The sequence below is a fragment of the Nocardioides marmoraquaticus genome (assembly GCF_054777915.1).
Window position 1 is genome coordinate 12,248 of the sequence record NZ_BAAHAA010000020.1, and the last position, 19,662, is coordinate 31,909.

Annotated in this window: 18 protein-coding genes; 2 read left to right on the forward strand and 16 right to left on the reverse strand. The window is 74.1% G+C overall.

The features are described from left to right. Positions 1 to 112: 112 nt before the first annotated feature. From ACYU8I_RS14385 to ACYU8I_RS14455, 15 genes are all read right to left on the reverse strand, one after another. Positions 113 to 2,029, reverse strand: a complete 1,917-nt coding sequence (locus ACYU8I_RS14385; protein WP_460842035.1) for a PKD domain-containing protein — start codon at positions 2,027 to 2,029, stop codon at positions 113 to 115. A gap of 34 nt (positions 2,030 to 2,063) precedes the next feature. Then, positions 2,064 to 2,675, reverse strand: coding sequence for a histidine phosphatase family protein (locus ACYU8I_RS14390; protein ID WP_460842037.1), 612 nt, complete (start codon positions 2,673 to 2,675; stop codon positions 2,064 to 2,066). Continuing rightward, positions 2,672 to 3,049: a ribosome silencing factor gene (rsfS, locus tag ACYU8I_RS14395; RefSeq protein ID WP_460842040.1), complete on the reverse strand. Its 378-nt coding sequence runs from the start codon at positions 3,047 to 3,049 to the stop codon at positions 2,672 to 2,674. Before rsfS ends, ACYU8I_RS14390 begins: the two co-directional genes overlap by 4 nt. After that, on the reverse strand, positions 3,046 to 3,696 hold the full coding sequence (gene nadD, locus ACYU8I_RS14400; protein WP_460842145.1) for a nicotinate-nucleotide adenylyltransferase: 651 nt from the start codon (positions 3,694 to 3,696) through the stop codon (positions 3,046 to 3,048). The genes rsfS and nadD overlap by 4 nt, the downstream gene beginning before the upstream one ends. After that, on the reverse strand, positions 3,693 to 3,866 hold the full coding sequence (locus tag ACYU8I_RS14405) for a hypothetical protein (RefSeq protein ID WP_460842149.1): 174 nt from the start codon (positions 3,864 to 3,866) through the stop codon (positions 3,693 to 3,695). The genes nadD and ACYU8I_RS14405 overlap by 4 nt, the downstream gene beginning before the upstream one ends. Positions 3,867 to 3,890: 24 nt before the next feature. Beyond that, complete coding sequence (locus tag ACYU8I_RS14410) at positions 3,891 to 4,349, reverse strand: hypothetical protein (RefSeq protein WP_460842042.1); 459 nt, start codon at positions 4,347 to 4,349, stop codon at positions 3,891 to 3,893. Further along, entirely contained in the window at positions 4,346 to 5,593 is a 1,248-nt protein-coding gene (locus ACYU8I_RS14415; protein ID WP_460842045.1) for a glutamate-5-semialdehyde dehydrogenase, read from the reverse strand. Before ACYU8I_RS14415 ends, ACYU8I_RS14410 begins: the two co-directional genes overlap by 4 nt. Positions 5,594 to 5,622: 29 nt before the next feature. Continuing rightward, on the reverse strand, positions 5,623 to 5,937 hold the full coding sequence (locus ACYU8I_RS14420) for a hypothetical protein (protein ID WP_460842048.1): 315 nt from the start codon (positions 5,935 to 5,937) through the stop codon (positions 5,623 to 5,625). Between the two features lie 100 nt (positions 5,938 to 6,037). Further along, positions 6,038 to 7,153, reverse strand: a complete 1,116-nt coding sequence (gene proB, locus ACYU8I_RS14425; RefSeq protein WP_460842050.1) for a glutamate 5-kinase — start codon at positions 7,151 to 7,153, stop codon at positions 6,038 to 6,040. Beyond that, entirely contained in the window at positions 7,150 to 8,616 is a 1,467-nt protein-coding gene (gene obgE / locus ACYU8I_RS14430; RefSeq protein ID WP_460842052.1) for a GTPase ObgE, read from the reverse strand. Before obgE ends, proB begins: the two co-directional genes overlap by 4 nt. Before the next feature lie 90 nt (positions 8,617 to 8,706). Then, positions 8,707 to 8,964, reverse strand: coding sequence for a 50S ribosomal protein L27 (gene rpmA, locus ACYU8I_RS14435; protein ID WP_460842054.1), 258 nt, complete (start codon positions 8,962 to 8,964; stop codon positions 8,707 to 8,709). Positions 8,965 to 8,995: 31 nt separating this feature from the next. Continuing rightward, positions 8,996 to 9,298 carry a 50S ribosomal protein L21 gene (rplU, locus tag ACYU8I_RS14440; RefSeq protein WP_460842056.1) on the reverse strand — a complete coding sequence of 101 codons (303 nt, stop codon included), beginning with the start codon at positions 9,296 to 9,298 and terminating at the stop codon, positions 8,996 to 8,998. Positions 9,299 to 9,463: 165 nt separating this feature from the next. Then, positions 9,464 to 12,940 (reverse strand): Rne/Rng family ribonuclease, encoded by a 3,477-nt coding sequence (locus tag ACYU8I_RS14445; RefSeq protein ID WP_460842058.1) that lies wholly within the window; start codon positions 12,938 to 12,940, stop codon positions 9,464 to 9,466. Positions 12,941 to 13,135: 195 nt separating this feature from the next. Further along, a complete protein-coding gene (locus tag ACYU8I_RS14450) occupies positions 13,136 to 13,888 on the reverse strand; it encodes a TIGR03936 family radical SAM-associated protein (protein WP_460842060.1) in 753 nt (250 codons plus the stop codon). Positions 13,889 to 13,910: 22 nt separating this feature from the next. Further along, positions 13,911 to 15,116, reverse strand: a complete 1,206-nt coding sequence (locus ACYU8I_RS14455) for a winged helix DNA-binding domain-containing protein (protein WP_460842062.1) — start codon at positions 15,114 to 15,116, stop codon at positions 13,911 to 13,913. A gap of 89 nt (positions 15,117 to 15,205) precedes the next feature. Between ACYU8I_RS14455 and ACYU8I_RS14460 the strand changes: the two genes are divergently transcribed. Together ACYU8I_RS14460 and ACYU8I_RS14465 are read left to right on the forward strand one after the other, a co-directional pair. Continuing rightward, positions 15,206 to 16,429, forward strand: a complete 1,224-nt coding sequence (locus ACYU8I_RS14460) for an MFS transporter (RefSeq protein WP_460842064.1) — start codon at positions 15,206 to 15,208, stop codon at positions 16,427 to 16,429. Next, a complete protein-coding gene (locus tag ACYU8I_RS14465; RefSeq protein WP_460842067.1) occupies positions 16,426 to 17,640 on the forward strand; it encodes an alpha/beta fold hydrolase in 1,215 nt (404 codons plus the stop codon). The genes ACYU8I_RS14460 and ACYU8I_RS14465 overlap by 4 nt, the downstream gene beginning before the upstream one ends. 3 nt (positions 17,641 to 17,643) lie before the next feature. Here ACYU8I_RS14465 and ACYU8I_RS14470 read toward each other — a convergent pair whose 3' ends face one another. Continuing rightward, the gene (locus tag ACYU8I_RS14470; protein ID WP_460842069.1) at positions 17,644 to 19,581 is read right to left on the reverse strand and encodes a TIGR03960 family B12-binding radical SAM protein; all 1,938 of its coding nucleotides are present in this window, start codon (positions 19,579 to 19,581) and stop codon (positions 17,644 to 17,646) included. Between the last annotated feature and the right edge of the window lie 81 nt (positions 19,582 to 19,662).

The following is a 19,662-nucleotide window of genomic DNA, read 5'->3' on the forward strand; positions in this document are numbered from 1 at the left end:
GGTTCCGAGGAGCACCACCGCCGGAGCCACGCGGCGACCGCGCCACCGACCACCGGCGTCGTGGGCGCTCGCCACCACCTGGGGACGCTCGCTGAGGTACACGGGCGCTCCGTCAGCGCGGGTCGGTGACGGTCAGGTCGTGGAAGGAGACCGTGACGGGCGCCGAGGCGGACGCAGCACCCGGCAGGTAGGAGAAGACTCCGGGAGTGCCCGCCTCCTGCAGCCCGGTGCCGCTGTCGGTGCCGGTGCGCTGCCACGCACTCGGCTCGGGGTCGCTGGCCCGCCAGACCTTGGCCGACACCGTGGTCGGACTGGTGCCGGTGACCTGCACGGCGAGTCGGTAGCGCACGCCCGGGGCGAAGGCGAATCCGGGCACGACGCTGCCGAGGCTCACCGACGAGCCGCGGACGAGGTAGAGCGTGCCCTGCCCGTTGGCCTTCAGCGCGAGCCGACCGGCGTAGTAGCCCGAGGCCGACGTGCGGCGACCCACGACCGCGACGTAGGTGCCCTCGGCGAGCTTGTCGACCGAGAACTCGGTGTCGACCCGGGTCGAGCTGCTGCGCGCGGATCCCAGGTCGGCCACCAGGCTCGTCGAGCTCGGGACCTGCAGGGTGCCCGCGCCGTCCGTGACACGGAAGCGGGTCGCCCCCCCGCCCGAGACCGTCCACGCACCCCCGACGTCGGCCAACCCCCACCCGCCGCCGACCTGTCGCTCGAAGGCGTCGCGGGCGAGCAGGGATGCCGGCGGGGGGCTCGTGACCACGACCTCGCGGGTCGTCGTCGCGCTCGCCCCGTCATCGTCGGTGACCGTGAGCCGCACCGTGCGGCTCCCGGGAGTGGCATAGGTTCGTGTCGCCGTGGCGCCGCTGCCGGAGGTGCCGTCGCCGAAGTCCCATGCGTAGGACACGACCGCGCCGTCGGGGTCTCGTGAGCCTGTCGCGTCGAAGGTCGCCGTCAGGTCCCGGACGTCAGCGGTGAAGGACGCCGACGGGTCCTGGTTGGGCGGTGGTGGCGTGTCGTCCACGGTGATCGCGAAGGCGTCGGAGAAGGTGCCGGAACCCGGAACGAACCGCAGCGCCAGCCGCTTACGAGTCAACGAGACGTCACCGAACCCGTAGCTGGGCTGCTGGTTGGCGCCCGAGAGCGCCGCGAAGTAGCCGGCCTCAGGATCGGCGGCGTTGACGTCCCTCAGACCGACCCCGCCGGTACCGATGGTGGCGAAGACCGTGCCGGCCCCCTTGGTCATGTTGTCGTCGGCGTCGACGACGCACTGCGGGTTGAAGGACCCGACCGCGAGCGAGGCACACCCGGCGGAGAGTCCGAGCTGCTTCGAGCGTTGGTAGAGGTGCTCGTGACCGCTGAGCACCAGGTCGACCCTCTTCTCGACCAGCAGGGCGTTGAGGTCGGCGCCCGACTCGCACGGGTAGACGCCGACGCTCAGGCACGGCTTGTGGATGCCGACGACGACCCAGGGGATGCCCTGGGCCCGCGCCTGGTCGATGGTCTGCGCAACCCACTGGTAGCGGGCGGAGCCCGCTGGGTAGGTCCACTGCGCCTGGCCGCCGCCCTGGGTCGGGTAGGTCAGGCCGGGCGAGGCCAGCAGGAAGCGGACGAGCGGCCGCTCCTGGGGCACGTCGACGTAGTACTGCCGGCCGTAGGTGCCCACGAGGCCGGGCAGCTGGTTGGGCAGGCAGGCGGAGAAGTCGTTGACGTTGCCGTTGAGCCCGTTGCTCTCGTGGTTGCCGGAGATGAGCTCGAACGGGTGCTTGGCCCCGAGCCGGGACTTCACGAAGTCGCACCACGTCTCCTCGGCGCCGGTGGTGCCGTAGGAGAAGTCGCCGAGGGCGACCGTGAGGTCGGAGCCCTGGGCGTTGATCCCGTTGAGCACCGAGGCGGTGTTGGCGGAGGCCCCGAAGTCGCCCACCGCGGCGAAGCGCACGGCGTCGGAGGTGGGCGCCGCCGAGGTGGAGGCGGTGGCGCCCAGGGCGAGCAGCATCGCCACCAGCAGGAGGACGCGACGCAACGGCACCGCCTCAGGCTAAGCCTGCGTCGGGACCCTCGGACTAGACCGCAGCGGTGCGGTCGTAGGCCGCCAGCCGCAGCCGGGCGGCACCGTGCTCGCGCAGCTCGACCCAGCCGCAGTTGCTCATCGCGCCGAGCACGTCGTACGCCGCCGGGGGCAGGCCGAGGAGCACGGCGACGCCGACCCGCATGGCGGCGCCGTGGGTGACGACGACGCCCGTCTCGTCGTCGCCGACGAGGGCGAGCGCGTCGGTCAGGGCCGGGCCCATGCGGGCGGCGACGGAGTCGACCGGCTCGGCGCCGGGCACCTCGACGAGGTGGTGGCCGTCCCAGGCGTGGTCCTCGCCGGTGCGGGCGACGTACTCCTCGCGGGTCAGGCCGGTGCGGGCGCCGGTGTCGTACTCCCGCAGCCGGGGGTCCTCCAGGGCCGCCAGCCCGGTCTGCTCCTCGAGCACGGCCGCGGTCTGCCGGGCTCGGGCGAGGTCGCTGCTGACGAGCGCCGTGGGCTCGAACCGCGCCAGCACGGCGGCAGCGGCCTCGGCCTGCCGGAAGCCGAGGTCGTCGAGGCCGATGTCCTCGTGGCCCTGCGCGCGCCCCTCGGCGTTCCAGGCCGTCCGGCCGTGGCGCAGCACGACGAGGCGACGCCCGCTCACCCGCGCCCGGAGGTCACGTCGGCGGGCAGCGCGATGACCGGGCAGTCGCGCCAGAGCCGCTCGAGGGCGTAGAACTCGCGCTCCTCGACGTGCATCACGTGCACCACGATGTCGGCGAAGTCGAGCAGCACCCACCGGCCCTCGTGGTGCCCCTCGCGCCTGACCGGCTTGGCGCCGGACGCACGCATGGTGTCCTCGACCGACTCGACGATCGCGCGGACCTGCCGGTCGTTGCTGCCCGAGACGAGCAGGAAGGCGTCGGTGATGGCGAGCTGCTCGGAGACGTCGAAGGCGACGATGTCCTCGCCGAGCTTGTCGGAGGCCGCCCGGGCAGCGACGTGGACCAGCTCGACGGCGGCGTCGGTGGCGGTCACAGGGTCTCCTCGGCGTAGAGATCGTGCTTGGCGATGTACTGGACCACACCGTCGGGCACGAGGTACCAGACGGGGTCACCCTTGGCGCGGCGGTCGCGGCAGTCGGTGCTGGAGATCGCCAGCGCCGGGATCTCGAGGATGGTGACCCGGTCGGTCGGGATGCCGGCGACGGCCTCGGGGCTCATCTCGTAGCCGGGGCGGGTGCACCCGACGAACCGCGCGAGGGCGAAGAGCTCGCTGGCGTCGCGCCAGGTGAAGATCTCGGCCAGGGCGTCGGCGCCGGTGATGAAGTAGAGCTCGCTGTCGGGGAAGACCTCGTGCAGGTCGCGCAGCGTGTCGATGGTGTACGTCGGACCGCCGCGGTCGATGTCGACGCGGCTCACCGTGAACCGGGGGTTGGACGCCGTGGCGACCACCGTCATCAGGTAGCGGTGCTCGGCCGTGCTGACCTCGCGCGCGGCCTTCTGCCACGGCTGGCCGGTGGGCACGAAGACGACCTGGTCGAGGTCGAACCACGCCTGGACCTCGCTGGCGGCGACGAGGTGGCCGTGGTGGATGGGGTCGAAGGTGCCGCCCATGACGCCGACGCGGCGCGGGCGGTCACGACCGGGGGCGTCCGCGGTGACCGCGGGGTCCTGCGCGCTCAGGAGTGATCGCGTCCCTTGCCGAAGGAGACCACCCCGAAGACCAGGGCCAGCAGGACCACCAGGGCGCCGAGACCGATGAGGACGGCCTGGGCGAGACCGCTCTCGCCCTCGCCACCGGCCTCGGAGAGGGGGACGAGCACCTGGAGCACGGTCGTGGACAGCGTCGACATGGCACGGATCGTACCGGGCTGCGCTCACCGCACGAGCAGCCCGACCCCCAGCAGCAGCGCGGCGAAGAAGATGGTGCGTCCGAGGATGCCCGTGACCACGAAGACCACGACGTTCATGCGGAGCATGCCGGCGAGCACCGCCATGGCGAAGAAGGGCGGGAAGCCGACGGCCGCGGAGACGAAGTTGAGCAGCCCGCTGCGCCACGGCCGGCCCTCGACCTGGCCGCGCCAGCGCTCCAGCTGCGCCCGCCGCTTGGGCTTGTCCATGCGGCGCCGCACGAACCCGACCTCGGTCGCTCCCTGCGAGCCGTAGTACCAGACCAGCTTGCCGAGGTTCTGCCCGACGGAGCCCACGAAGGCGAGCAGCAGCGCGCCCTGGTCGTCGGCGCGCGCGTAGACCAGCGCGAGGTAGGCCTCCATGTTGAACACCGGGACGCTCGCGGAGAGGATCCCGAACCCGAAGGTCAGGGCGAGCAGCTTCACCGCGTGTGGCCGGCGCCCGTCACGACGTACTTGGTCGACGTCATCTCGGGCAGTCCCATCGGGCCCCGGGCGTGGAGCTTCTGCGTCGAGATGCCGATCTCGGCCCCGAAGCCGAACTCGCCGCCGTCGGTGAAGCGGGTGGAGGCGTTGACCAGCACCGCGGCGGAGTCGACCTCGGCGACGAACCGCTGCGCCGCGGCGTGGGAGTCGGTGACGATCGCGTCGGAGTGCGACGACGACCAGCGCCGCACGTGGGCGAGGGCCGCGTCGATGTCGGGCACGACGGCGGCCGAGACCTCCAGGGCGAGGTACTCGGTGCCCCAGTCGTCGTCGGTGGCCGCCACCACCCCGTCGTACGACGCGAAGGCGACGTCACCGTGGATCGTCACCCCGGCGTCGTGCAGCGCCGCGACGATCCGCGGCACGAAGGTCTCGGCGACGTCGGCGTGCACCAGCAGCGACTCGGCGGAGTTGCAGACCGAGGTGCGGTGGGTCTTGGCGTTGAGCACGATGGCCTCGGCCATGTCGAGGTCGGCGTCGCGGTCGACGTAGACGTGGCAGTTGCCGACACCGGTCTCGATCACGGGCACGGTCGACTCCTCGACCACGCGGTCGATCAGGCCGGCTCCCCCGCGCGGGATCAGCACGTCGACCAGGCCGCGGGCCCGCATCAGCTCCTTGACGCCGTCGTGGCCCTCGCCCGGCACCAGCTGCACCACGTCGGCGGGCAGGCCGGCGGCCGCGACACCCGCGCGCAACGCCTCGGCGATCGCGGCGTTGGAGCGCGCCGCGCTCGAGGAGCCGCGCAGCAGCACCGCGTTGCCGCTCTTGAGGCAGATACCGGCGGCGTCGGCGGTGACGTTGGGGCGCGCCTCGTAGACCATGCCGACCACGCCGAAGGGCACCCGGACCTGCCGCAGCTGCAGGCCGTTGGCGAGGGTCGAGCCGCGCACGACCTCGCCCACGGGGTCGGGCAGCCCGGCGACGTCGCGCAGCCCCGCGGCCATCGCCTCGAGGCGGGCCTGGTCGAGGCGGAGCCGGTCGACGAGGTGCTCGCCGGTGCCGGCGTCACGGGCGGTCGTGACGTCGTCGTCGTTGGCGGACAGCACCTCCTCGGCGTCGGTCAGCAGGGCGTCGGCCATCGCGTGGAGCGCAGCGTCCTTGGTGGCGCGCGTCGCGACGGCGAGGCGCAGCGACGCGGCCCGGGCCCGCGCGGCGATGTCGGCGAAGGAGCTCTCGGGCATGGCACGAGGGTAGGCCCCGCGCGGCCGTGTCAGGCGTGGGCCTCGCTGCTGCGACGGTCGTGCACCGACTTCTCGACCACCTCGAGCCCGACGACCTCCCAGTCGGGCAGGTTGGCCGACTCGCGGTGCTCTGCCCACAGCCGCATCGCCAGCGAGGCGACGTCGAGCATGCTCGCGCCCTGGTCCCAGAACCGGATCTCGGCGGAGTCGCCGGTCGTCGACACCGAGTCGAGGAAGGGCCGGTCCTCGCTGAGCCGCTGCAGCGCTGCCCGCGCCATCAACGGTTCGAGGGGCTCGCCCGCGACCGTCACGGTCACGTGCCAGTGCCGCACCGACTGCTCCACCGCTGTCCTCCTCGGTCGGGCGGTCAGGCGGCCGCGTCCGACGCAGGCAAGTGTGTCCGAGAAGCACCCCTGAGCGGGGCGGAACCGGGAGAAACCGGTGCTAGGAGAGCAGCACCAGGTCGTCGCGGTGCACGACCTCGCGCTCGTACGCCGCCCCCAGCGCGGCGGCCAGCTCGCGGGTCGACCGGCCGAGCAGCGTGGGCAGCTCCTCGGCGTCGTAGTTGACGAGGCCACGGGCCACCACCAGGCCGTCGTCGGCGGCCAGCTCGACGGGCTCCCCCGCGACGAACGACCCCGTGACGGCCGTGATGCCGGCGGGCAGCAGCGAGGCGCGGCGCTCGACCACGGCACGGACGGCGCCCGCGTCGAGCACGAGCCGGCCCCGCGGCTCGGTCGCGTGCGCCAGCCACAGCAGCCGGGTCGGGCGGCGGCGGCCGGTGGGGTGGAAAAGGGTGCCGACCTCGTCGCCGGCGAGGGCTGCCGACGCCGTCGGCATGTCGGTCAGCACCACGGGGATGCCGGCGCCGGTGGCGATGCGGGCGGCATCGAGCTTGGTCTCCATGCCGCCCGTGCCGACCCCCGCGGCGCCCGCACGGCCGACCTCGACGCCCGCCAGCGCCCGCAGGTCGTGCACCTCCGCGACCCGGGCCGCCCCCGGCCGCGAGGGCGGGGCGTCGTACAGCCCGTCGACGTCGGAGAGCAGCACCAGCAGGTCGGCGTGCACCAGGTGGGCGACGAGTGCGGCGAGCCGGTCGTTGTCGCCGAAGCGGATCTCGTCGGTGGCGACGGTGTCGTTCTCGTTGACGATCGGCACCACGCCGAGCTCGAGCAGCTTGTCGAAGGTGCTCTGGGCGTTGCGGTAGTGGCGGCGACGGGTGACGTCGTCGACGGTCAGCAGCACCTGGCCGGTCACCTGGCCGTGCCGGGCGAACTCCTCGGTGTAGCGGTGCACCAGGAGGCCCTGCCCGACCGAGGCCGCAGCCTGCTGGCGGGCCAGGTCGCGCGGCCGTCGTCGCAGCGCGAGGGGGGCGAGGCCCGCGGCGATCGCACCGGAGGAGACGAGCACGAGGTCGGCACCCCGCGCCCGTACGCCGGCGAGCGCGTCGACCAGCGCACGGACCCGCGTGGGGTCGATGCCCCCCGCCGCCGTGGTGAGCGACGACGAGCCGACCTTGACGACGACCCGCTGCGCAGCGGCGACGCCGGCGCGGGTCACTCGGGTGCCTCGTCCAGACGGCGGGCCACGTCGGCGCGCTCCTCGCCCTCGGCGCGGTCGTCCATCAGGGCGTCGATCTCCCGGCGCCGGCGGGCGGCCGGACGCTCCTCGGTGAAGCGCTCGTCCTCGCCGCGACGGCCGAGGTACTGCGCCCCCGCCTCGATGCCCGGCTTGAAGTCGAAGACGACCGCGTTGTCGGGATGGCCGATGAGGATGGTGTCGCCCTCCACGGCACCCGCGTCGACCAGCGCCGCCTCGACGCCGAGGCGGTTGAGCCGGTCGGAGAGGAAGCCGACCGCCTCGTCGTTGCTGAAGTCGGTCTGCCGGATCCACCGCTCGGGCTTGGTGCCGCGCACCCGCCAGCCCTCGCCGGTCTGCTTGACGGCGAACTCCGGCCCGCTCTCGGTGCTGCGCGGGCGGATGACGATCCGCTCGGGCGGGGCGGCGGGCGCCTGGGCCCGGCGCTCCTGCACCAGCCGGGCCATCGCGAACGACAGCTCGCGCAGCCCCTCGTGGCTGGCCGCGCTGACGGTGAACACGGGCCAGCCGCGCTCCTCGACGTCGGCTCGCACGATGTCGGCCATGTCGCGCCCGTCGGGCACGTCGGCCTTGTTCAGCGCCACCAGGCGCGGCCGGTCGTCGAGGCCGCCGTACTGCGCCAGCTCGCGCTCGATCACCTCGAGGTCACCCACCGGGTCGCGGCCCGGCTCCATGGTGGCGAGGTCGACGACGTGCACCAGGGCGGCACAGCGCTCGACGTGGCGCAGGAAGTCGTGGCCCAGGCCGCGGCCCTCGCTGGCGCCCTCGATGAGCCCCGGCACGTCGGCCACGGTGTACGTCGTCTCGCCCGCCGTCACCACGCCGAGGTTGGGCACCAGCGTCGTGAACGGGTAGTCGGCGATCTTGGGACGGGCCCGCGACAGCGCCGCGATCAGGCTCGACTTGCCCGCGCTGGGGAAGCCGACCAGACCGACGTCGGCGACCACCTTGAGCTCGAGGTGGATGACGCGGTCCTCGCCCGGCTCGCCGAGCAGGGCGAAGCCCGGCGCCTTGCGCTTGGCGGAGGCCAGCGCGGCGTTGCCGAGCCCGCCGCGGCCGCCCTCGGCGACGACCATCTCGGTGCCGGGGCCGACGAGGTCGGCGACGACCTCGCCGCGCTCGTCGGTGACCACGGTGCCGTCGGGCACGGGCAGCACCAGGTCGTCGCCGTGGCCGCCGTTGCGGTGGGCGCCGGCGCCGTGGCCGCCGTGGGTGGCGACGCGCCGCGACTGGTGGTGGTAGTCGAGCAGCGTGGTGACGTCGGGGTCGACCCGCAGCACGACCGAGCCGCCGGGGCCGCCGTTGCCGCCGTCGGGCCCGCCCAGGGGCTTGAACTTCTCGCGGTGCACCGAGGCCACGCCGTTGCCGCCCCGGCCGGCCACGACGTGCAGCCGGACGCGGTCGACGAAGGTGGGGACTGCCACGGGGTGCCTCTCTCGGGTGGTGCTGCTGGGAACGCCGAAGGGCGCTCCCGATCGTCTCAGGAGCGCCCTTCGGTGCAGATGGACCTGGTGCTACTGGCCCGCCGGGACGATGTTGACGACCTTGCGGCCGCGCTTCACGCCGAACTCGACGTTGCCGTGGACCAGCGCGAACAGCGTGTCGTCGCCGCCGCGGCCGACGCCGCTGCCCGGGTGGAAGTGCGTGCCGCGCTGGCGGACGATGATCTCGCCGGCGTTGACCAGCTGGCCGCCGAACCGCTTGACGCCCAGGCGCTGGGCGTTGGAGTCGCGGCCGTTCTTGGTGGAGGCCGCACCCTTCTTGTGTGCCATGAGGAGTGTCCTTAGCTCGGAGCGTGGTGGCTCAGACGGTGATGTCGGTGACCTTGACCTGGGTGTACTTCTGACGGTGACCCTGGCGCTTCTTGTAGCCGGTCTTGTTCTTGTACTTCTGGATGACGATCTTCGGGCCCTTGGTGGCGCCGAGGACCTCGACCGTCACCCCGGCACCGTCGAGACCGGTCGAGGTGACCTTCTCGCCGTCGACGACCATGACGACCGGGAGCGTTAGGGTCTCGCCCACGCCGGTCGCGGTCTTGTCGATCTCGATGACGTCGCCCACGGCAACCTTCTGCTGCTTGCTGCCAGCGCGCACGACTGCGTACACGGCGGGTTCACTCTCCTCGGTCTGGATGTCATGAGGGCTCCCGCGCGTCAACCGCACGGGGGCGGGGCGCGGCCAGCGCTACAACGGCGCACGGCGGCACGCCGGAGGTCAACTGTACCGGCGGGCTCGCGAGGGGGTCAAAACGGCTCGCCCCCTCGTCCACCCTCAGCGTCGGCGCGATCCCTTGCGCTTGACGGGCACGTGCCCGACGGCGCCCTCCTCGTCGACGGCACCTTCGACGAGCTCGTCGGTCTCGGCCTCGTCGACCCCCTCGACCCCCTCGACCACCTCCGCCGGCGGGCCGGCGGGTCGGCCGGCCGCACGCCGACGTCGGCTGCTGGCGACGACGCGGACGGGTGCGGGCTCAGACGCCACAGCGGCCTCGATCGCGGGCTCGGGCTCGGGCTCCGGCGCGGGGTCCGACGCGGGCTCGGGAGCCTGGACGGTCGGCTGGCCGGCGGGACGGCCCGCACGACGGCGCCGGGTGGACGTCACCACCCGGGGACCGCTGTCGGCGGGTGCGGGCTGCTCGACCGCCTGCACGGGCTCGGAGGGCTGCTCGGGCTCGACCGCCTGCTCGGGCTCGGCGGGCTGCACGGGCTCGGCCGGCTGCTCCGGCGCCGACGACTGCACGACCGGCTGGCCGGCGGGACGACCCGCACGACGGCGCCGGGTGGACGTCACCACGCGCGGGCCGCTGTCGGCGGGCGCCGGCTGCTCGACCGGCTGCTCGACCGGCTGCTCGACCGGCTGCTCAGGCGGCTCGGCAGGCGTCTCGACCGGCTGCTCGGCGGGCGCCTCCTCGGGACGCTCCTCCGGTGGCCGGCTGTGGGCCAGGTCGGCGGGTGAGGGCGGGCCGGTCGGGCGGGCCTGCTGGCCGCCTCCCGGCGCACCACCGCCGCCGTTGCCGGCGTTGCTGCCGCCGCCGTTGCCCCCGTTGCCGCCGTTGCCCCCGTTGCCGTTGTTGCCCCCGTTGCCGCCGGAGCGACCACCGCGACCACCCCGGCCGCCCCGGCCGCGGCCCCGGCTGCCGTCGTCGTCGGACCGGGAGGTCGTCGAGGGCTCGATCGGGTGGTCGTGCAGCACCAGCCCGCGGCCCTTGCAGTGGGAGCACTCGTCGCTGAAGGCCTCGAGCAGGCCGGTGCCGATGCGCTTGCGCGTCATCTGGACCAGGCCGAGCGAGGTCACCTCGGCGACCTGGTGGCGGGTGCGGTCGCGCCCGAGGCACTCGACCAGGCGCCGCAGCACCAGGTCGCGGTTGGACTCCAGCACCATGTCGATGAAGTCGATGACGATGATGCCGCCGATGTCACGCAGCCGCAGCTGACGCACCATCTCCTCCGCGGCCTCGAGGTTGTTCTTGGTGACGGTCTCCTCCAGGTTGCCACCGGAGCCGGTGAACTTGCCGGTGTTGACGTCGACCACCGTCATCGCCTCGGTGCGGTCGATGACCAGCGACCCGCCCGAGGGCAGCCACACCTTGCGGTCGAGGCCCTTGGCGATCTGCTCGTCGATGCGGTACGCCGCGAAAGCGTCCTTGCCTGCGTCGGGGCCCTCCTCGGCCACCTCGTGGCGGTGCAGCCGGTCGCGCAGCTCGGGCGCCATGTGGGCGACGTAGCCGTCGACGAGCTCCCACGCGTCGTCGCCCTGGATGACGAGGCGCCCGAAGTCCTCGGTGAAGAGGTCACGCACCACCTTCAGGGTCAGGTCGGGCTCGCCGTAGAGCAGGTTGGGGCCCTTGCCGGTCGCGGCCCTGCCGGCGATGTCCTGCCAGCGGGCGGTGAGCCGCTCGACGTCGAGGGTCAGCTCCTCCTCGCTGGCGCCCTCCGCCGCGGTGCGGACGATGACGCCCGCCCCCTCGGGGACGATCTGCTTGAGCAGGGTCTTCAACCGGCTGCGCTCGGTGTCGGGCAGCTTGCGCGAGATGCCCGAGGTCGATCCCTCGGGCACGTAGACGAGGAACCGGCCCGGCAGGCTGATCTGCCCGGTCAGGCGAGCGCCCTTGTGGCCGACGGGGTCCTTGGTGACCTGCACCAGGATCGTCTGGCCCGACGAGAGCACCGACTCGATCTTGCGGGGCTGGCCGTCCTTGTGGCCCAGGGCCTGCCAGTTGACCTCGCCGGCGTACAGCACGGCGTTGCGGCCCTTGCCGATGTCGACGAACGCCGCCTCCATCGAGGGCAGCACGTTCTGGACGCGGCCGAGGTAGACGTTGCCGATCATCGAGGTCTGCGACTCGCGGGCGACGTAGTGCTCGACGAGCACGTCGTCCTCGAGCACCGCGATCTGGGTGAGGTCGTCGCGCTGGCGCACCACCATGACGCGGTCGACCGCCTCGCGGCGGGCGAGGAACTCGGCCTCGCTGACGATCGGGGCCCGGCGACGCCCTGCCTCCCGGCCCTCGCGACGCCGCTGCTTCTTGGCCTCGAGCCGGGTGCTGCCGCTGACGCTGGTGATCTCGTCCTCGGGCCTGCGGGCCGGAGCGCCGTTGCCGGCGGAGTCGCCACCACCGGAGCGCCGGCGGCGACGACGGCGTCGCGAGCTGCCCGAGCCGCCCTCGCCCTGCTCACCTTCGGAGTCGTCGGCAGCGTCGTCCTGCTCCCCCGCGTCGTCCTGGGACGCCTCGGACGAGCCAGCCGCGTCGGGGCCGTCGGTCGTGTCGTCGCCCTGGTCGCCCTCGTCGGAGCGGCGGCCACGACGGCGGCCGCCGCGGCGACGGCGCCGCCGGTTGCCGCCCGACTCCTGCTGGTCGTCGTCGTCGTCGGACGTGGTGTCGCCCTCGGCCGGCGCATTGTCGGTCTCGTCCGCACCTGCCGGCGCCGGCACGGCCTCCTCGGAGTCCTCAGGGGCCTCGGGGTCCTCCACCGGCTCCTCGACCGGATCAGCCTCGGCCCTCTTCTTCGACGACTTCTTCTTGGCCGACTTCTTCTTCGCGGGCTTCTCGGTCGCGTGCTCGTCGGTCGCCTCGGTCGACTCGGTCGACTCGGTCGCCTCGGCGGCGGGGGCGGCCTTCGAGGCCGCGGTCTTGCGGGTGCTCTTCCTGGCAGCCGGCTTCGCGGCGGGGGCGGGCTCGTCGGCTCCGGCGTCGGCTGCAGCGCCGTCCGGGGCGTCGGCCGGGGCCGCCGTCTTCTTGGCGGCGCGCTTTCGCGGCGCGGGAGGCGGGGCCTGGAAGAGCGGGACGGGGGCGGCCGGCGCGTCGGTCGCAGGCGCCTCGTCGGGCGCCCCGTCGGTCACCCCGTCGGGAACCGGGGCGTCGAGGTCGGCGGCGGGCACCTCGGCAGCCGCGGCCTTCTTGGTGGTGCGCTTGGCCGCGGTCTTCTTCGCCGTCGCTGCCGTGGTGGTCGTCTTGGCAGCAGCGGCCTTGGTGGTGCGCTTGGCCGCCGTCTTGCGCGCCGTCTTCTTGGCCGGAGCGGCGTCGGCGGCGGGGGCCGTGTCCTCGGCGGGGACGTCGTCGGCCGGCGCGTCCTGGGCGGCAGGGGCGTCACCCGTCGTCAGGGTGGTGGTGCGCCGGGTGCGGGTGGCCCGCTTCACGGCCGGCTTGCGCGGCGCCTCGGCGGGCGGGGTGCCGGCCTCCGCGGGGGTGTCGTCAGCAGCCGGGGCGGCGTCGTCGTTCGTGGGGGTGGTGGGGTCGTCGTCGAGCACGGTGGGCTCCTCTGCACCCCCGGTCGTCACCGGGTGGTGCGGGTCGGCGTGTACCGCGTCAGCCCCCGGCGGGAGGCCGGGTCTCGCGGGACACGCGAAGTCTGTTGTCGGGCGACGGCACCCTCCGCGGTGTCGCGTCGAAGGGAGACCTGGTGCACCGACCGCGGTCGCCGGGCCGCTCGGCGAGCTGTCACCTCACCGGCCGGCCGCGTCGCGGTCGGGTGTCAACGGGTCTCCCACCGTGCCGTCCGCGTCGTCCAGCGGACCCTGGGCCACCCGCTGCTGGAGGGCAGCGGCCACCTGGAGTCCAGAGGTCTCACGCAGCGCGGCGAGAACGTCGTCGGGTCTCACGGACGGCACGCCGTGCCGCAGGACCACTCGGAGTATCGCACACCCGGGTCGCTCGGGTGCCTCGCCGAGGACCTCGGCGGTGACCACCGCGCCTCGGGCGTCGAAGGACCGGAGGCCCTTCTTCGTCATCCGCTCGACGTGCACCTCGGGCGTGTCGAGCAGCGACCGGACCGCCCCGGCAGCGGTCGCGACGTCGCACTCGGGCAGCGTCAGCTCCCACACGGAGGCCTCGAGCCGGTCGGCCAGGCTGGTGCCGCTGCTCTCGACGACCTCGACCACGTCGAGGCCGGGTGGCAGCGACGCGTCGAGGTCACGGTGCAGGTCAGCCGGCTCCACGCGGGTTGCCAGGGCGATCTCGAGGTACTCCGCCTCGCTGGCCGAGCCGGTCGGCGCCGCACCGGCGTAGGAGATGCGGGCGTGGGGGTTGAACCCCGACGAGTAGGCCATCGGCACCCGGGCCCGCACCAGGGCCCGCTCGAAGGCCCGGCTGAAGTCGCGGTGGCTGGTGAAGCGCAGCCGACCCCGCTTGGCGTAGCGCAGCCGCAGCCGCTGCACCGGGGGTGGCTGCTGGGGCGGCTGCTCGCGTGGCGGGGACACGGCCGAGGAGCCTACGTGCCCGCTACGGCAGCAGCGCCCCGCGCATCTGCGAGGAGGCGTAGACCGAGTTGACGACGTCGCCGTCGAACCACGCCGAGAGCCACGCCGCCCGTTCGTCGAGGGCGGCGCGGGCCTCCGCCCCGGGATCGCGACGCAGCACGACCCGCACCGTGCCGTCGGGGTCCTGCACCCAGCAGCCGACGACGCGACCGTCGACCCAGGCCGTCGTGCCGCCGTTGCCGTTGGTGTCGAACAGGTAGGGCACGTCGACCGGGTCGAGGTAGAACTGCCGGCCCCGCCAGCCCATCAGCGTCGGGTCGAGCACCGGCAGCAGCGCCACGCCGCGCGCCGGCGCGGGCTCGTCGTCGAGGTCGTCGGGCAGCAGCCAGCCGTGCTCCTCGGTGCCGTCGAGCGTCACCGGGACGGCGCCGACGTCGCCGAGGGCGCGGCGTACGGCGCCCTTGGTGCCGCCCAGCCACCACACCAGGTCGGCCTCCGTGCCGGGGCCGAACCGGGCCAGCCAGCGGCCGACGAGGGCGGCGTACCCCTCGGCCTCCGGGAGGGGCTCGGGCGGCGCGCCCAGCCAGTCGGCGGGCAGGGTCCAGCGGATCCGGGCCGAGCGCCAGCCCAGCTCGTTGGTGCCGCGCACCAGACGCGCCTCCGCACCGAGCACCGTCAGCACCCGGGCGGCGACGGGAGTGCTGGCGCCCGCCCAGAGGCCGAGCCGGGCGTCGAGCGCGGGCACCCGGGCGCGCAGCTCGCTGGTGGTCGCGGGGCCGTCGGCGGCGATGCTCTCGAGCACCGCGTCGTCGGCCTCGCGCAGCCACGCCGCACCGTCGTCGGCGAGGCCCTCCATCACCACCTCCTTCGCGAGGCGGGTGCGCTGCTGCGTCGCCACGCGTCGGGAGGCACTGCCCCAGACGGCGGGGAGGAGGTCGCGGGGGAAGGCGAACAGCGTGCGCCGCATCGCCAGCTGCTTGACGACCGAGCGGTCGTCGTACAGCGCGGCACCGACCTGCTCGCGGGTGGCCCCGCTGCGCACGGCCGCCGACAGGTGCACGCTGTGCGGCTCGGTGGCGTGCAGGCACACGACCGAGGTGACGGCCTCCTCGACCGAGGCGACCGGGCTCCCCAGCGCGTGCCGCCGCCAGGACCGGGCCCGGCGCTGGTCGTCGGAGACGTGGCGGACGGGGCGCGAGGGGGTGGCGGGGGGCTTCGTGGCCGTCACCGGCCCAGCGTGCCACCCGCCGTGACCCCTGGGGCCCCGACGCGCCCTCGCTGCGGCGGCCCGGCGCGCGTCGGGGACACTGGCTCCCCGTGGACTCACCCCCGCACCCCGCTACCGCCCGCGACCCGCGCCGATGGCTCGTCGTCGTCGCCATCGTCGGGCTCGCGCTCAACCTCCGGCCCGCCGCCGTCAGCGTCGGGCCGGTGCTCGACGACCTGCGGCCCGACCTCGGTCTCTCCGGGGCGGAGGCCGGGCTGCTGACGACCCTGCCGGTGCTCGCCTTCGCCCTGTTCGGCGCACTGGCACCCCGCCTGGCCCGCGTGGTCGGACCGCACCGGCTCACCCTGCTGGCCCTCGTCGCGGTCACCGTCGGGCTGTCGTGGCGCAGCCAGGTCGGCTCCGAGCTGCCGTTCCTGGCGCTGTCGCTGCTGGCCCTGGCCGGCATGGCGACCGCCAACGTGGTGCTGCCGTCGCTGGTCAAGCTGCACTTCCCCGACCAGGTCGGGCCCCTCACCGCCGTCTACACCACCGCGCTCGCGGTCGGCCTCACCGCGGCGCTCACGCTGACGGTGCCGATCGGCGAGGCCGTCGGCGGCTGGCGCACCGGTCTGCTCACCTGGGCCCTGGTGGCCGCCGTCGCCGCCGTCCCGTGGCTGGGCCTGCTGACCCGCGACCGGCGCGACCCCGGCGCGGCACCCCGGCAGGGCATCAGCGTCCTCGCCGTCGGCCGCACCTCCCTCGGCCGCCGGATGGCGCTGTTCTTCGGGCTGCAGTCGCTGCAGGCGTACGCCGTCTACGGCTGGTTCGCGGTCGTCTACCGCGACGCCGGCTTCTCCCCCGCCACGGCGGGCGTGCTCGTCGGCGTCATCGGGGGCCTGAGCATCCCGCTCTCGCTGGTCATCCCGCGGCTGGTCGCCGCCACCGACGACCAGCGCCCACTGATGTGGGCGCTGATGCTGTGCTACCCGCTCGGGTACGGCGGCCTGGTGCTCCTGCCCGTCGGCGGCGCCTGGGTCTGGGCCGTGCTCGTCGGCATCGGGCTGTGCGCCTTCCCGGTCATCCTCACCCTCATCGGCCTGCGGGCGCGCACGCCCGAGGGCACCGCGGCGCTGTCGGGCTGGACGCAGTCGGTGGGCTACCTGTTCGCGGCCGTGGGACCGTTCGGCATGGGGATCGTCCACGACGCCACGGGCGGCTGGACCGTGCCGCTCCTGCTGCTGCTCCTGCTGTCGGTGCCGCAGCTGCTGGTGGGCCTGTCGGTCGCGCGGCCCGAGCACGTCGAGGACCAGCTGCCCGAGGGGATCCGCACGTGAGCGCCCGCCTCGTCGAGCACCGCCTCGTCGTCCCGCTCGACCACGACGCCCCGACGAGCGGCACCACGCTCGAGGTCTTCGCCCGCGAGGTCACCGCCGAGGGCGGTGAGGACCGGCCGTGGCTGCTGTTCCTGCAGGGTGGCCCGGGCCACGAGGCGCCACGACCCACGCTCGACCCGGTCTCCCCCAGCTGGCTCGGCACCGCGCTGCAGCACTACCGGGTGCTGCTCCTCGACCAGCGCGGCACCGGGCTGTCCACCCCGTGGGGGCGTGCGCCCGGCGCCACCGCCGACCCGGCGGCCGAGGCGGCGTACCTGCGCCACGTGCGGGCCGATGCGATCGTGCGCGACGCCGAGGCGCTGCGAGAGCACCTGGGCGTGCGCCGCTGGAGCCTGCTGGGGCAGTCGTTCGGCGGCTTCTGCGCGCTGCACTACCGCTCGCGCTTCCCCGACAGCCTCCGCGAGACCTTCTTCACCGGGGGCCTGCCGCCGGTGGGGCTCCCGCCCGAGGAGGTGTACGCCGCCACCTTCCGCGCCGTCGCCCGCCTCGAGGCCCGCCATCTCGCCCGGCACCCGGAGGACCGCGACCGGTTGGCCGCGGCCCTGGCCGCCTGCGAGGCCGGCGACGTCGTCCGTCCCGACGGCGCCCCGCTGACGGCGCGGCTGCTGCGCACGATCGGCAACCAGCTCGGCCTGCACGGCGGCAGCGAGGCGGTGCACCACCTGCTGGAGCGCGACCCCCGCTCCCCCGCGTTCGCCCACGACGCGGTGGCGCTGCTGCCCTTCTCCGCGCGCAACCCGCTCTACGCCGTGGTCCACGAGTCCTGCTACGCCGACGGGGCGACGACCGCCTGGGCCGCCGAGCGCGCCCTGGCCGGTCTCCCCGACCACGTCGGCCTCACCGGCGAGCACGTCTTCTCCTGGCACTTCGTCGACGACCCCGGCCTCGCGTCGTACGCCGCCACGGCCGCGCTGGTCGCCGAGGAGGCCTGGCCCCACCTGTACGACGCCGACGCCCTCGCCGCCGTCGACCTGCCGGGCGCGGCCGCCGTCTACACCGACGACCCGTTCGTGCTGGCGGAGCACTCGGAGGCGACGCTCGACCTGCTGCCCTCGGTGCGCGCCTGGCGCACCGACCTGCTGCACAACGCGCTGCGCCGCGACGGTCCCACCGTCATGGCCCGCCTGCTCGACCTCGCCGGCGTCGCCTGAGCGTCACACCACGCTGAGCGGGAGCAGCGTGGCCCCGGTCGGCCCCACCTGGATGTCGGTGCCCATCTCGGGGCACACGCCGCAGTCGTAGCAGGGGGTCCAGCGGCAGTCCTCGACGTCGACGGAGTCGGGGTCGAGGGCGTCCTCCCAGTCCTGCCAGAGCCAGTCCTTGTCGAGGCCGGAGTCGAGGTGGTCCCACGGGAGCACCTCGTCGTAGCCGCGCTCGCGGGTGGTGAACCAGTCGAGGTCGACCCCCTGGGCACCGAGCTCGCGCACGGCGGCGTCGTGCCAGCGCTCGAAGCTGAAGTGCTCGCTCCAGCCGTCGAAGCGACCACCGTCGCGCCACACCGCCTCGACGACGCGACCGACGCGACGGTCGCCGCGCGAGAGCAGGCCTTCGATGATGCCGGGCTTGCCGTCGTGGTAGCGGAAGCCGATGGCGCGGCCGTAGCGCCGGTCGGAGCGCACCTCGTCGCGCAGCTTGCGCAGCCGCTCGTCGGTGGTCTCGACATCGAGCTGCGGCGCCCACTGGAACGGCGTGTGCGGCTTGGGCACGAAGCCGCCGATGGACACCGTGCAGCGGATGTCGTTGTGACCGGCGACCTCGCGGCCCTTGGCGATCACCTTCTTGGCGAGCTCGGCGATCTGCAGCACGTCGTCGTCGGTCTCGGTGGGCAGGCCGCACATGAAGTAGAGCTTCACCTGCCGCCAGCCGTGGGAGTACGCCGCCGCGACCGTTCGGATGAGGTCCTCCTCGGTGACCATCTTGTTGATCACCTTGCGCATCCGCTCCGACCCGCCCTCCGGGGCGAAGGTGAGCCCGGAGCGACGACCGTTGCGGGAGAACTCGTTGGCCAGGGTGATGTTGAAGGCGTCGACGCGGGTCGAGGGCAGCGACAGCGACACGTTGGTGCCCTCGTAGCGGTCGGCCAGCCCGCTGGCGACCTCGGCGATCTCGGTGTGGTCGGCACTGGAGAGCGACAGCAGCCCGACCTCTTCGAAGCCCGACTGCCGGATGCCGTTGTCGACCATCTCGCCGATGGTCTCGATCGAGCGCTCGCGCACCGGCCGCGTGATCATGCCGGCCTGGCAGAAGCGGCAGCCGCGGGTGCAGCCGCGGAAGATCTCGACGCTGAACCGCTCGTGGACGGTCTCGGCCAGCGGCACCAGCGGCTTGCGCGGGTAGGGCCAGGAGTCGAGGTCCATCAGCGTGTGCTTGCGCACCCGGTCGGGCACGCCCGGCCGGGTCGGCCGGGTGCCGACCAGGGCCCCGGAGCCGTCGTACGACGCCTCGTAGAGCTGCGGGACGTAGACGCCGCCGCTGGCGGCGAGGCGCAGCAGCAGGCCCTCGCGACCGCCGGGGCGGCCCTCGGCCTTCCACTCGCGGCAGACCTCGCTGATCGCGAGCACGATCTCCTCGCCGTCGCCGAGCACGACCGCGTCGACGAAGTCGGCGACCGGCTCGGGGTTGAAGGCGGCGTGCCCGCCGGCCACGACCACGGGCTCGTCGTCGCCGCGGTCGGCGGCGTGCAGCGCCATGCCGGCGAGGTCGATCGCGGTCAGCAGGTTGGTGTAGCCGAGCTCGGTGGCGAAGGACACGCCGAGCAGGTCGAAGTCGCGGACGGCCCGGTGACCGTCGACGGTGAACTGCGCGATGCCCTCACGGCGCATCACCGCCTCCATGTCGGGCCACACCGCGTAGGTGCGCTCGGCGAGGACGCCCGGCGCCTCGTTGAGCACCTCGTAGAGCGTCTGCACGCCCTGGTTGGGCAGGCCGACCTCGTAGGCGTCGGGGTACATCAGCGCCCAGCGCACCTCGGCCTCGGACCAGTCCTTCACGACGCTGTTGAGCTCGCCGCCGACGTACTGGATGGGCTTGGAGACGCTCGCGAGGTGGGGCTCGAGCTGGGGGAACAGCGACTCACCAGGTGAGACGGGCATGCATAGACCTTCCGGCGTTCGGGGAGGTTCCAGCCTACGTGCCTGCCCAGGCACGCGGTGGTGCCCACCACCAGTCCGAGC